Below are 13,061 nucleotides of genomic sequence, written 5' to 3' on the forward strand. Positions count from 1 at the left end.
AATACCATTTATCAGAGCAAAAATAAATAAATGAAAGGAATATGTTGACACGTTACTGTCATTATATGTCAGGAAATAATTGATAAACCGAAATTTATGTGAAACAGTCAAAGGGTAGCTCCACGGGATGTGAGCAGAGCACATTCAGTGAGCAGAATAACCTTAGTACAAAACCTAGGGATAATAAAAAGTAGAAGGAAATCACTGCTCCAAGCAGCAGGTTTAGTGTTAGTTCTTTTCCGTTTCTGGAGTTTTAACCAAAATTTCTTTCGCCATAACCATTGGAACCTTGATGTATTTCTTTTCCATATAGTTGATGACTTTTTCCAAGACTTCTCTCGCTTCGGGGGTTAGGGCTTGAACCTCTTGGGCAAAAACCTCATTTAGAGCGAATGATTTAATTTCTTTAATTTTTTCAGGAACCTCACGCATAGCAACTTCTACACGTCGCTGTTTGATTAAAGGTAAAAATTCTTGGATATTGTCTTGGATAATCTTTTCGGCACTCTCCAGTTCATTATAACGCTCTTGGATGTTTTTCTCCGCGATAGCTTGTAAGCTACTTACTTCAATATAATGAATCGGATTATTTTGGAGAACTTCAGCATCGATATCGTTTGGAACGGCTAAGTCAATGATGATTTTCTTATCAGTTTCTCCGTTTAACAAGGATTGATAAAGTGTGTTGTCAATAATGGAAGTCGGTGCACCGGTACAAGTAATCAGAATATCAAAACCCTCTTTGTACTGATCAATAGCGGCCAAGGGGTAAGCTTCAGCGTTTAATTCTTCGGCTAGGGCCTTTGCATTCTCCACTGTGCGGTTGAAAATAACAAACTTGGCTTTTTGGTTCTTCTGGAAATATTTTGCTAAATTCTGATTGGTTTCTCCGGAGCCGATGATAACGATCCTAGGATTTTCAACCAGTTTTAATTCGCGTAATTTGCGATAGGCAAGAGAAACGACTGAAATTGGGTTTCTGGAAATTTTAGTATAGGTGTATACTTCTTTAGCAGTTTTTACGAGACGATCCATCATCAGACGTAGAAAATCTCCAGTAAAACCAGCTTCTCTACAACGATCATATGCCCGACGTACCTGTGCCAAAATTTCTTTTTCACCAACAACAAGACTTTCAAGTGAACATGACATCCGAAGCAGGTGATTTAAAGCATCCATACCCTCGTATTTGTTGACCTGTCCCAAGTAACATTGTAGTCTTTCCTGAGGGACACAGAAGTTCAATTTTCCCATAAAATCAGCAATGAATTCATGGGTCAATTCGTGAGCACCATAAAATACAAACTCTACCCGGTTACAAGTACCAATATAAAAGATCTCTGGAATGTCTAGGCTATGCTTTAGATTGATGAGGCGACTTTCTAAATCCTCATTGCAGATCACTAGATTACCTAGATCTTTTAGTTCGACATGTTTATGAGTAAACGCTAATACTTTAAGATTTTTCAAAGCTCTAATCCCTCGCTTATATTTAACGGTACAAATGTAGCTTAAAAGCTTTGTGCTTGTGTCAAAAATCTGTCAAAGGGATTAATTTAGAAAGATTTTAAATAGATATTTTTTATATGTAATCTACTGTTTTATAGGTAATTATATTGATATATGGTGCTGAATGATTTTCGTCACGATCTGTCGTGACGAAAATTTTAGCTATAAAATAGGATAAACTACTCTTTGATACCCGTATTTGTCGCTGCCGAATCGATAGTGACATCTTCCAATTCTTCCACATAAGGCTCCTCTTCAGAAGTAGTAGCTTCTTGAATTTCACTGTCACTATATTGATAATAGCTATCGAAGGTCTTACTGCTTTTATTGTAAATTAATGCATATTTGGAATTTTTATTCTTGACAATAATTCCATCAGCAGGAGCCGGCACTAATTTCATCTCATCCATAAAAATTTTCTGTCCCTTTTTGAAGCTGTTGATGAGTGGCAGTTCGCTGGAATATTCTTTCCAGAATAAAATATCGCCTTTTGCAGATATGATCCAGATGGCACTGCTCTGATAGTCATTCTTTTCGATCAGAAACGCCATTTCTTTATTCCAACTGTCTGCATCGTTGCGATCTGTAAAGTTCCCATAGCAGAAAACAGATTTAGCCCGATCTTTTATCCGAGTAAACTTGTATATAGGTTTATCATCTACAGGTTCTAGGTAGTTATTGCCCATAAAAATCTTTGTAATCCCCCTTCTATAGCGTAATGGGATGTTGTCGTATTCCGGAAGAGTGAAGATTGCATTATTCCAGTGTTGATAGTCTTCTAATGAACTCCATCCATCAGCATCTTCCAGGTCTTTGGGATCGGCATTATCAAATCCGACAACAGCTGTCGCGGTACTATCTACTTGCAAGCTGTCGAAAGCTTGTCGCTGGCTATAATTGTAATATCCGCCACCCGCTAGGATAACCAACAGAACGACGCCAATAATGATATATACTCTTTTCTTTTTATTTGGCTGTGTGGGTTGATCTGCGGTGATTTCTTCAACTTCTCTTTTCATGTTTATTATTCGGCTTAATGCTAAAAATTATACTCATCTCTTTTAAACAAGTGGAAAACAAGATCTAAATGATTGTTGGTCTTTTGATTAGCCCTGTTTTTTATTTGTTCTAAGCGTTAATTGCGCTTAAAAATAGAATAATTTTTCAAAAAGTGAAATACAAGTTATATATGTGTCAATATTCAACTTATATTCGTAGCAGTTTTAAAGGAATTTGAATCATGATTATTATCAAAAAATACGTTGCCATCGTTGGACTAGTCATTTCTTTTTTGTCCAGCATGACACCGTTCTTAAAAGTACCTATTAAAGGAAATTGGAATTTATATCAGGTAGATGCCTATTTATTCTTTATTACATTATTTATTTTGGGGGTGACGGCCCTTTTATTTTTTGTTCGTGCAGTTCGAGCTTATCAATGGATGACCCGATTAGCCGCCTGTTGGTACCTGTTGAGTATAACAGCGGTCTGGTTTAAGATCAATAACTATTTCGGTTGGGGATTTGCCGATAAATTGCTTTCTAAATCCTTGCACATGCGCTGGGGCTGGATTGTCTATTTGATTGGAATCTTACTGTTAGTGTTGAGTACCAAGAAGGTTTCTGCGGCAGCTGAATAAAATAAAGCCGTTTGCCAAATAAAACCTTCATGACTTCGCAGACACCAACAGCAATGAAAGCGGACTGGAGGTTCTTTCTGGCCAATAAGATCAAGCAGTTTCAGAAAAAAAATAAGCTAGATGAATTTCATCTAGCTTATTTTTTGTTTGGACGATGCGGTACGAAATGACTTTTTAGCTTGTCCAGTCCTAAATCCTCTTCAATCTTATCCAGTTCGTAAGACCATATTTTTTCATCCAAAATTTCGTTAAGGATTTTCGGATTAGTAAGATCTACAGGACGAACACGTTGTTCCCTGTTGATTGGTGAGGTCAGTTCCTGCAAACTGCCGCTATGGCGTATGATCTGAAAACGGAAAGTAGGCCATTTCCCAACATTTGCAAAGTTGCCTGTATAAAACTGCATAGAATCGTGCGGCGGTATCTTATTGCTGAAAATCCCTTTCACTTTATTCGCTGTCGCTTCAGATACGGATACCAGGAGCTCAAAGCTCGTTTCATTGATGATATGTAATTTAGCAAGTCCATCTTTGTGATCTCCCGAGATTGCCAGAAGTATTCCTTTTTCGATAAATCGATGTGGTGTCAGTGGTGTCGCATGCTGGTCAAGTTCATCATCTGCGCGACGCATATTACCGAAGACAAGGGTGATTTTATCCATTGGCACCGGAATCTCAAAACCAGTGTCGTCTGTAACGCCTACAATATCGTTGGGCTGCATGGATGTGATATGCCCTTCAATGGCTTCATCGACAAACCGTACTAAGTCGCCTATTCTAAATTTCATGTTTACTTTACTTTTGTGTCAATAATATATAGTAGCTTTTCAAGATCCGAGTGATCATTGTACAAATGAAATCCGACACGGATGCCCGAACCTCGGGGAAAGCATTTTATGCCCTCATCCAGGAGAGTTTGATAATAGTCGGGGTTGATCTGAATATTGAAAATATTGCTCTGCGGACGTCTATTGATGATGCTATCCAATAACAGTTTTCTGTTGGCAAGTTCAGCGCGGGCATCTTCGATCAATTTTTGGGTATAGACCACTGTTTCGGCAAACCCCCATTCCTCCAATTGAAGAAGAGACTGCTGTAGCGTTCCGTGCGACAGGGTGTCCAAATGCCCTGGTTCAAAACAGAGTTGTACCACAGATTTATTCATCCATTGATTGTTGAGGAAGCTGTAATTTTTTTGGATATCCGCATAAAGCATCGCTTTGAGTCTTTCACTTAAGAGCACAAAACCATTACCAAAGCCTGCCATAAGCCATTTGTATCCACTTGATAATACAGCGTCAAAACCCGAAAGTGCGAAATCAAAAAGATCCGTCCCTAAATATTGGGTGCCGTCGCCTACAATCAACAACTCGGGATGCTGATGCTTTAATTCCTGTATGAAGGATAGATCTATTTTTAACCCCGAAATATATTGAACAATAGAAAGGATAAGGACATCTGGTTTGAATGTTGCTATTGTGTCCAATAAGTTCGTTTCCAGTTGTTCGTCCATCGTGACAAATTGGTGTTCAAAACCACTTAATATCGTCGGAAAATTAACGGAAGGATAATCATTATTCAGTAATAAAACCTTAGCTTGTTTTGGTAAACCTGCCAATAGCGCATTGAAGGCAAAGGAAAAACAACTTGATAAGAAGACATTTTGGGAAGGGCAATTGAAAAATTTACCGAGTGTATCCCGACAGGCATCTAAAGTTGCGCCTTGCTGTTCGCGTAAGGTGGTATTCGAGTCAAAGAAATCTTGGTCCCTTTTGGCACGCCATGCCTTTGTTTCACGTGAAAGTAAGCCGGATCCCGGTGTCGTTAGGTAAGTTACCTCCGAAGCGATGTCAAAATGTTTGCGATATGGACTACTCATGTCTTTGGTCTATTGTTAGTATTGCTAAATAATCTGTCAAGGAGAGGTATTCTCCGCCCATGCTTTCTAAATGATCCGTGTGAAATTGGCAATCAATTAACCGAAGTTCAATTTCTTGCGCGAGATAAATCAGGGCCGCTTTCGAAGCGTTGGCGACCTTTGAAAACATGCTTTCGCCACAAAAGACGCCATTGATTAACACGCCATAAAGCCCACCAACCAGCAAGCCGTCGTGCCATACTTCCACCGAATGTGCATAACCCCGTGCGGCGAGTTTACTGTATGCGTCTATCATGTCCTCTGTTATCCATGTTCCGGCCTGATCTTTTCTATCGATAGCCGCGCAAAGCCGAATGACTTCTTTAAAACTTCGGTCTATCGATAAGGAAAATGTTTTTTTCCGGAGAACAGTCGCCATGCTCTTGCTGATCCTGATCTTGGACGGATAGATTACAAATCTCGGATTTGGAGCATACCAAAGTATGGGGCTATCATCACTGAACCACGGGAAAATTCCGTTACTATAGGCCAGTAGCAAACGATCTACCGAAAGATCTCCCCCTACGGCGAGTAAACCATCTGCATCTGCATAACTTGGGTGCGGAAACTCAAGTCTTTTCGTATTCAGTTCAAATACCATTGTTGTTTAACATGCTACGATAGATGGCATTATTCTGGCTGACGCGGTTCTTTACTGATCTCTTCAAATAATTTATCCATGTGTTCCACATATTCGTTGGTGTCATCCAGGAAAAACTCCAATTGAGGAACGATCTTCACCTGGTTCTTAATTTTTGCACCCAGTTTGTAGCGTATTTCAGATGTTTTGGAACGAATGGCCTTAATATCCTCCTGTGCCGTTTTTGTATTCAAAAAGCTCACGTAAACACGTGCAATCGCCAAATCTGGCGTAACACGAACCCGTGTCACCGTAATAAATGCTCCGGGAGCCCATGAATTACCTTCGCGTTGAAATAATGCTGCTAAATCTTGTTGAATGACCCCAGCAAAACGTTGCTGTCTCTTGCTTTCTGTTCCCATCGTATACGTTTTATGTTGAATATGATCAATTATGTTAAACAAAAATAGCCAAAATTTCAATTAAAAGAGAAACTTGGCTCGGGCTCTTGTCGCTTACTTGACAAAATATATACAATAAACCATCGATTGGTAGCGAACGGATTACAGTTTTGAAAAAACTAAAATAAGCTGCACAAGAAAAAAGGCACATCTTGGTTTGACGTGCCTTTAAATTTCGATTCACAATTGGTTAGGTAATTTCTTTCAAGTTTTAAGACTTTGGGGTCTATCATATTTGGTTCTAAAATTCGGTGTATTTAAAGCGGTAAGTATTTACTAACCCTACCATCTTCTATTTTTTCATCTCCCTTACACTACAAACATAGGAATACTTAAAAAACTGACAAAATAACTTTTAAAAATAAAGTGAGTGATTACTTATAAAATGTGTTTATCGCGATTTAACAAACTTTTAACATTTATTTTTTTTTGTAACAGCTCCTTTTTTTTGCTGCCCTTTTCAGTTCTCACCCAAATCGTATCCCAAAAATGTCTGCAATCTTTGCATTGATATAACCATTTGCAATTGGTATTTTTGTAAAAATTGTATGTGATAGAATTATCAGGAGCTTCAATCAACGCTAAACCGGCCAAAGGCTTTTGATAATAACAGGATCAAAAAGAAATTATACGAATGAAAATCTGGCAAAAAAATATAGATGTCGATTCTTTTGTAGAATCGTTTACGGTGGGCAATGACCGCGTAATGGACCTGCAACTTGCTGCTGCGGATGTTTTGGGTTCATTGGCCCATACACGCATGTTGAATAGCATAAATCTGATGACCGATGAGGATCTAGTGCTTGTACAAAAAGAACTGAAAAATATCTATAAGGAAATTTTAGCCGGTGACTTTCGTATTGAGGACTCGGTAGAAGACGTGCATTCACAGGTCGAAATGCTGCTTACACAGCGTATTGGAGAGGCCGGTAAAAAAATTCATTCCGGCAGATCCCGTAATGACCAGGTTTTGGTCGATCTAAAATTATACTTCCGCTCAGAGATTCAGCATATCATCCGGAATACGGAAGCTCTTTTTAATGAATTGATCCAGCTTAGTGAGCGATATAAGCATATTCTGATTCCTGGATACACGCACTTGCAGATTGCGATGCCTTCATCGTTTGGATTATGGTTTGGTGCTTACGCAGAAAGCCTTGTTGATGATCTGGAGATGATGCGTGCAGCCTGGAAGGTTTGTAATAAGAATCCTTTAGGATCTGCTGCAGGCTATGGATCATCTTTTCCATTAAATAGAACGATGACGACGCAGTTGCTGGGATTTGAAGACCTAAATTACAATGTGGTTTATGCACAGATGGGGAGAGGTAAAACCGAACGTATCTTAGCACAGGGCATGAGTTCCATCGCGGCGACATTGGCCAAATTTGCAATGGACGTATGTCTGTATATTAATCAAAATTTTGGCTTTATCTCCTTTCCGGCACATTTAACGACGGGATCGAGCATCATGCCGCATAAAAAGAATCCCGATGTCTTTGAGTTGATCCGTTCGCGCTGTAATAAGATACAAGCGCTGCCAAATGAAATTGCGTTGATGACGACCAACCTGCCATCTGGTTACCATAGAGATCTTCAATTGTTAAAGGAAAATCTATTCCCGGCTTTTAAATCGCTCAATGAGTGTCTTGAAATGGCAGCTTTCATGTTGGAAAATATTTCTGTTAAAGACAATATCCTGGACGATCCAAAATACGATTATTTATTCTCTGTGGAAGTTGTGAACAATGAGGTACTGAAAGGGGTTCCTTTCCGGGAGGCCTACAGGACTATCGGTATTGATATCGATGAAGGCCGTTTCAAGCCATCAAAAGAGGTAAACCATACCCACGAAGGAAGTATTGGAAATCTATGCAATGATCAGATCCAACGTATGTTCGGAGAGGTCAAAGCAACTTTTGGTTTTGAAAAAGTCGAATCAGCATTGGATGATCTTTTAAAATAAAAAATATGCTGTGGCCCTACAAAGGAAACAGCACATCAACATAAAACGGCCGGTAAGCATGTGCTTATCGGCCGTTTTCTTTTCTTATTTTTTTATCGAGAACTTAAAGTGTGTCTCGGAGTCGAACGATTCGCCCGCTTTTAACAGGGTTGAAGGAAATTCCGCCTGATTGGGCGTATCCGGAAAATGTTGTGTTTCCAGGCAGAATCCGGCGTAAGGCAGATACTTATAACCTCTTTTGCCAAAATCATTTCCCGTCATCCAGTTTGCTGTATAGAGTTGTACACCCGGTTCCGTTGTGAAAACATCCAGCTGAATGCCCGTGTTTTTTGAATAAACTGTTGCACAAGGCTGCGAAATAGGCTGGTTGTTGACATAACAATGGTCATAGCCTTTGGCGGCGATCAATTGTTCGTTATTTGCAGTAATATCTTGAACAATTGGTTTGGGGGTGCGAAAGTCGAAGGCGGTGCCCTCAACTGGTACTATTGCATTTGGTATCTGGTTGTCGTCAACAAATAAGACCTCATCTGAGTTGATCTGAAGGATCTGCTGCAATACGTCGCCACTGCCTTCCCCATCCAGATTGAAGTACGTATGATTGGTCAAGTTGATGTGTGTATCGGCATCCGATTGCGCGTGATATTTGATAATGATCTCGTTATTTCTGGTCAGGGTATAAGAAACCATAACTTTTAAGTTTCCTGGAAAGCCCTCTTCACCATCTGGGGAAACATAATAAAATTCGACGTGCGATTGGTAAGTTACCCTTCTGTCCCAAACCTTATCGTGAAAGCCCGAAATACCGCCATGAAGACAATTATTGCCATTGTTTTGCGGAAGCGTATACTGTTTTCCGTTGAGCTCAAATTTGCCATCAGCAATGCGATTGGCAAAACGTCCGGCAGTACAGCCATGGTATTTTTCATCAGAATCCAAATACGCCTGAATGGAATCGAAACCCAGTGCAACATCCACTAAATTTCCCTTGTTATCAGGTACCAAAATGCTGACAATACGTGCACCGTAATCCGTTAAGAGTACTTGCATGCCGCCTTCGTTTTTTAATAAGAGCAAATGCGTGTTTTTGCCTTCGATTGTACCTTCAAAATGTTTTGGAATAAGTGTTTGATATTTCGTCATGATGGATCCCTATTGGTATTTAGGTTAAAGATACAGAATATAACCAGTATAAAAATGACTTTGATACCAGCTGTATGTAAAATTTGTCATTTTGAAATGCAATCATCGATAATGTTGCAAAAATGACTCCTGAATAGGTGAATAACAGGAGTAATATATAGCGATATACGGACAGTCATTCGGGTCATTTCCGAATCGGTCTTCTATGATTATAATTGTATTTAAAGGCAAATTTATCTAAGTTTGCGCTATGTCTGAAAAAATGAATTGGAAAGATTTGCTCTCTGCAAAGCGCTGGGGTTACGAAGATCGGAGCGTAGATAGTTACCTTGTGGCCCGGTCGGAATTTCAACGGGATTATGATCGTTTGATCTTTTCATCCCCATTTCGGAGATTACAGAATAAGACGCAGGTTTTTCCACTTCCCGGCGCTGTATTCGTGCATAATAGATTAACTCATAGTCTAGAAGTTGCCAGTGTGGGCCGCTCTTTGGGGCGTATGTTTTATGCGCAGTTGAAAGAGGAAAATCCAAACCTGGATAATGATTACCCCTTTTTGCAAGAAGTCGGAAATATTATCTCTGCGGCATGTCTTTCACATGACCTGGGCAACCCTGCCTTTGGCCACTCGGGTGAATCTGCCATATCCACGTATTTCACAGATGGAGATGGACGTAAATACCAAGAGCAGGTAACGGCCGAAGAATGGGCCGATCTGACCCATTTTGAAGGAAATGCAAATGCCCTGCGGATTCTCACGCATGCCTTCCAAGGAAAGGATCCCAAAGGTTTTGCATTGACCTATACTTCCCTGGCTTCCATTGTAAAATACCCCTGTCTGGCAATTGATGGCCACCTTAAGAAGAGCCATCACCGCAAGAAATATGGCTTTTTTACAGAAGAACAAAAGGCGTTTGAGAAGATTGCCAATGAATTGGGACTATTAAAAGATCCCGCTAATCCAAAGGGCTATCTGAGACACCCCTTGGTTTATCTCGTGGAGGCTGCAGATGATATCTGTTACAATATTATTGACTTAGAAGATGCTCATCACCTTAAAATATTGTCCTATCAAGAAGTGGAAGAATTACTATTGCCACTATGTGGTAAAGAAAATCTTCGTGACAGACTCGATGGATTGCTGGATACCCCAAGCCGCGTAGCATTGTTACGTGCCAAAGCGATCAATACCTTGATTAAAGGATGTGTTGATGTCTTTGTACGTGAGCAGGACAAGTTTCTGTCAGGAACTTTCGGATCAGCGTTGATGGATGCCCTAGATGAAGAGATTGTTACACAAATGAACAAAATCTCGAAGATTTCCATTGCAAAAATCTATAATGCACCCACGGTTGTACAGATTGAGATTGCTGGCTACCGGGTGATGGATGCCCTATTGAAAGAGTTTGTTCCGGCATACCTGAAGAAGAACAAGAACAACTATGATAAAAAGCTAGTTGCGTTAATTCCTGAACAATTTTATACGGACAGACAAGATTCGTATTCAAAAATTCGTTGTGTATTGGATTTTGTTTCAGGTATGACTGATGTTTATGCGATAGAGTTGTATCGTAAAATCAAGGGAATAACGATACCATCAATAGAATAGGGACGTTTAAGGTAAAGGGTTAAAACATCAATATTAAATTGAGACTAACTGTAATATCCTCGGGTATTATAGCTGGTTTCGGATCGAAAATCTAACATCTCATATCTAAAATGAAGGTTGTAATTGCTGAAAAGCCCTCCGTGGCGCGTGATCTGGCTCGAGTGATGGGGGCGAAGGAAGTCAAAGACGGTTATATCGCCGGCAATGGCTATGCTTTTACGTATGCTTTTGGTCATTTGGTTCAACTCTGTACGCCACAGGCTTACGGATACAATTCGTGGACAATCTCGAACTTGCCGATCATTCCACCAACATTTAAGCTGGAGTCGAAGAAGGTGAAGCGTGATGGCAAGCAGATGGATGATACTGGAGCAGTGAAACAACTCAACACCATAAAATCCCTTTTAGAACAGGCCGAAGAAATTATTGTGGCGACCGATGCTGGACGGGAAGGGGAATTGATCTTTCGTAATATATACTATTTTTTGGGTTCTAAAGTCCCTTTTAAACGCCTTTGGATATCCAGCCAAACAGATAAGGCCATTAAAGAAGGATTTGCCAATCTGAAAGCAGGTACCGAATACGATAGCCTATATATGTCTGCTCGCTCACGTTCGGAATCCGACTGGCTCATCGGTATCAATGCGACGCAGGCCATCACCTTGGCGGCGGGAAATAAAGGATTACTTTCTTTGGGCCGTGTACAGACACCAACTTTGGCCATGATTTGTTCGCGCTACCTGGAAAACAAAGATTTTAAACCCCAGGCATTTTATAAAATCCAGGCCGGGTTTGAAAAAGACAATATCAGTTTTAAGGCAACCTCCAATAAGATCGATAAAAAGGATGTTGCCGAGCAAACCATTGCGCGATTGACCGTTGGTTCCAATTCCCGTGTGGCAAAGGTGGAAGCCAAAGAAACAAAAGAGCAGCCCCCCTTGCTATTTGATTTGACATCGCTGCAACAGGATGCAAATAAAAAATATGGTTATTCGGCAGATCAGACACTGAGTATTGCACAAACACTTTACGAAAAGAAGGTCATTACTTATCCGCGTACGGGTTCCCGTTACATCGGTGAGGATGTTTTTGAAGAAATTGGCGCACTTTTTCAACATTTAGCAGATACCGCGGATGAATCCATTGCATCGATTGCAAAAAATCTGATCGGCGCAAAATTGAACAAACGTTCTGTCGATGACAAAAAGGTAACAGATCACCACGCCTTGTTGGTGACGGATGAAAAGCCGGGGCCCATGCTCAAAGAGCAACAGAACGTTTACAATATGATTGCCAAGCGTATGGTGGAAAGTTTCTCGGAAGTTTGTATAAAAGATATTACCACCGTGACAATTGATGCGCAGGGAGTTGAACTTATCGCCAAAGGTACTGTGATCAAGCAATACGGCTGGCGTCTTTCCGCGGAGCAGATCGAAGCGCCTGATGAAGATAAGAACAATGACGATCAGGATAATGAAAATGCGCAATTACCGAGGCTATTAGCCGAGGAATTATTGCAGGTTCTGACCCTCGAGCTTGCCGAACGTTTTACAAAAGCAAGACCTATCCATACGGAAGCTTCTTTACTAAAGGCCATGGAAACTTCTGGAAAGGAAATTGAAGATGATGAGATGCGTCAGGCCATGAAGGACTGTGGACTTGGTACACCTGCTACGCGTGCTGCAACCATCGAAACACTTTTTCAACGTGATTATATTAAGCGCGACAAGAAAAAACTGATTCCAACGGAAAAGGGGCTTGCGGTATACAATCTTGTAAAAGATCGTTCCATTGCCAAAGTAACCTTGACCGGTAAATGGGAGCAGAAGCTGGAGGAAATGCGGGCCAATAAAGTGTCTTACGATGTTTTTATGAAACATATTAAGGACTATACGGCCAAAATCACAAAAGAATTGTTGACACTGCGGATTTCTCTCGCACAAGAGGAAGTTAAACCTCAACAAAAAGGAAAGATAAAATGTCCGAAATGTGAGAAGGGATTGATTTTGCTCTACGATAAAGTGGCCCAGTGCGACCATTATGCCCGTGGATGTGATTTTAAGATCTGGCGGACATTAAATGGTATCTTTCTGGACGAAAAAGAGATGAAGAACCTGCTGGAGAAAGGAAAAACCTCCGAGTTTAAAGGCGTAAAAAATAACGAGGGCGCCATTGTCACTGCGCCGCTTGTATTTGAAAATTTCAAGGTTAACGTGGGATAAACGGTTTACCCCACG

Annotated in this window: 11 protein-coding genes; 4 read left to right on the forward strand and 7 right to left on the reverse strand. The window is 40.5% G+C overall.

Annotated features, from left to right (window positions below):
- Positions 1-228: 228 nt before the first annotated feature.
- Positions 229-1,470 carry a glutamyl-tRNA reductase gene (hemA, locus tag ACLCDV_RS02825; protein WP_317668527.1) on the reverse strand — a complete coding sequence of 414 codons (1,242 nt, stop codon included), beginning with the start codon at positions 1,468-1,470 and terminating at the stop codon, positions 229-231.
- A gap of 218 nt (positions 1,471-1,688) precedes the next feature.
- Entirely contained in the window at positions 1,689-2,528 is an 840-nt protein-coding gene (locus ACLCDV_RS02830; protein WP_411972869.1) for a hypothetical protein, read from the reverse strand.
- Between the two features lie 221 nt (positions 2,529-2,749).
- On the opposite strand from ACLCDV_RS02830, the gene ACLCDV_RS02835 reads away from it, so the two are divergent.
- Positions 2,750-3,148: a hypothetical protein gene (locus ACLCDV_RS02835; RefSeq protein WP_411972870.1), complete on the forward strand. Its 399-nt coding sequence runs from the start codon at positions 2,750-2,752 to the stop codon at positions 3,146-3,148.
- A gap of 136 nt (positions 3,149-3,284) precedes the next feature.
- On the opposite strand, the gene ACLCDV_RS02840 is transcribed toward ACLCDV_RS02835, so the two are convergent.
- Genes ACLCDV_RS02840 through rbfA form a run of 4 tightly spaced genes read right to left on the reverse strand, consistent with a single transcriptional unit; the run spans position 3,285 to position 6,067 of the window.
- Positions 3,285-3,935, reverse strand: coding sequence for a hypothetical protein (locus ACLCDV_RS02840; protein ID WP_411972871.1), 651 nt, complete (start codon positions 3,933-3,935; stop codon positions 3,285-3,287).
- A 2-nt stretch (positions 3,936-3,937) separates the two neighbouring features.
- The gene (locus ACLCDV_RS02845) at positions 3,938-5,026 is read right to left on the reverse strand and encodes an aminotransferase class V-fold PLP-dependent enzyme (protein ID WP_336836753.1); all 1,089 of its coding nucleotides are present in this window, start codon (positions 5,024-5,026) and stop codon (positions 3,938-3,940) included.
- Positions 5,019-5,666 (reverse strand): leucyl/phenylalanyl-tRNA--protein transferase, encoded by a 648-nt coding sequence (aat, locus tag ACLCDV_RS02850; RefSeq protein ID WP_411972872.1) that lies wholly within the window; start codon positions 5,664-5,666, stop codon positions 5,019-5,021. The genes ACLCDV_RS02845 and aat overlap by 8 nt, the downstream gene beginning before the upstream one ends.
- Positions 5,667-5,695: 29 nt before the next feature.
- Positions 5,696-6,067 carry a 30S ribosome-binding factor RbfA gene (rbfA, locus tag ACLCDV_RS02855; RefSeq protein ID WP_317668522.1) on the reverse strand — a complete coding sequence of 124 codons (372 nt, stop codon included), beginning with the start codon at positions 6,065-6,067 and terminating at the stop codon, positions 5,696-5,698.
- A 673-nt stretch (positions 6,068-6,740) separates the two neighbouring features.
- Between rbfA and argH the strand changes: the two genes are divergently transcribed.
- The gene (gene argH / locus ACLCDV_RS02860; protein WP_343571367.1) at positions 6,741-8,072 is read left to right on the forward strand and encodes an argininosuccinate lyase; all 1,332 of its coding nucleotides are present in this window, start codon (positions 6,741-6,743) and stop codon (positions 8,070-8,072) included.
- An 84-nt stretch (positions 8,073-8,156) separates the two neighbouring features.
- Here argH and ACLCDV_RS02865 read toward each other — a convergent pair whose 3' ends face one another.
- Positions 8,157-9,215 (reverse strand): aldose epimerase family protein, encoded by a 1,059-nt coding sequence (locus tag ACLCDV_RS02865; protein ID WP_286732393.1) that lies wholly within the window; start codon positions 9,213-9,215, stop codon positions 8,157-8,159.
- Between the two features lie 250 nt (positions 9,216-9,465).
- Between ACLCDV_RS02865 and ACLCDV_RS02870 the strand changes: the two genes are divergently transcribed.
- Together ACLCDV_RS02870 and ACLCDV_RS02875 are read left to right on the forward strand one after the other, a co-directional pair.
- Positions 9,466-10,824 carry a deoxyguanosinetriphosphate triphosphohydrolase gene (locus ACLCDV_RS02870; protein ID WP_411972873.1) on the forward strand — a complete coding sequence of 453 codons (1,359 nt, stop codon included), beginning with the start codon at positions 9,466-9,468 and terminating at the stop codon, positions 10,822-10,824.
- 110 nt (positions 10,825-10,934) lie between these two features.
- On the forward strand, positions 10,935-13,046 hold the full coding sequence (locus ACLCDV_RS02875) for a DNA topoisomerase 3 (protein WP_411972874.1): 2,112 nt from the start codon (positions 10,935-10,937) through the stop codon (positions 13,044-13,046).
- Positions 13,047-13,061: the final 15 nt, after the last annotated feature.

The sequence above is a fragment of the Sphingobacterium sp. Lzh-3 genome (assembly GCF_046764375.1).
Classification (GTDB): domain Bacteria; phylum Bacteroidota; class Bacteroidia; order Sphingobacteriales; family Sphingobacteriaceae; genus Sphingobacterium.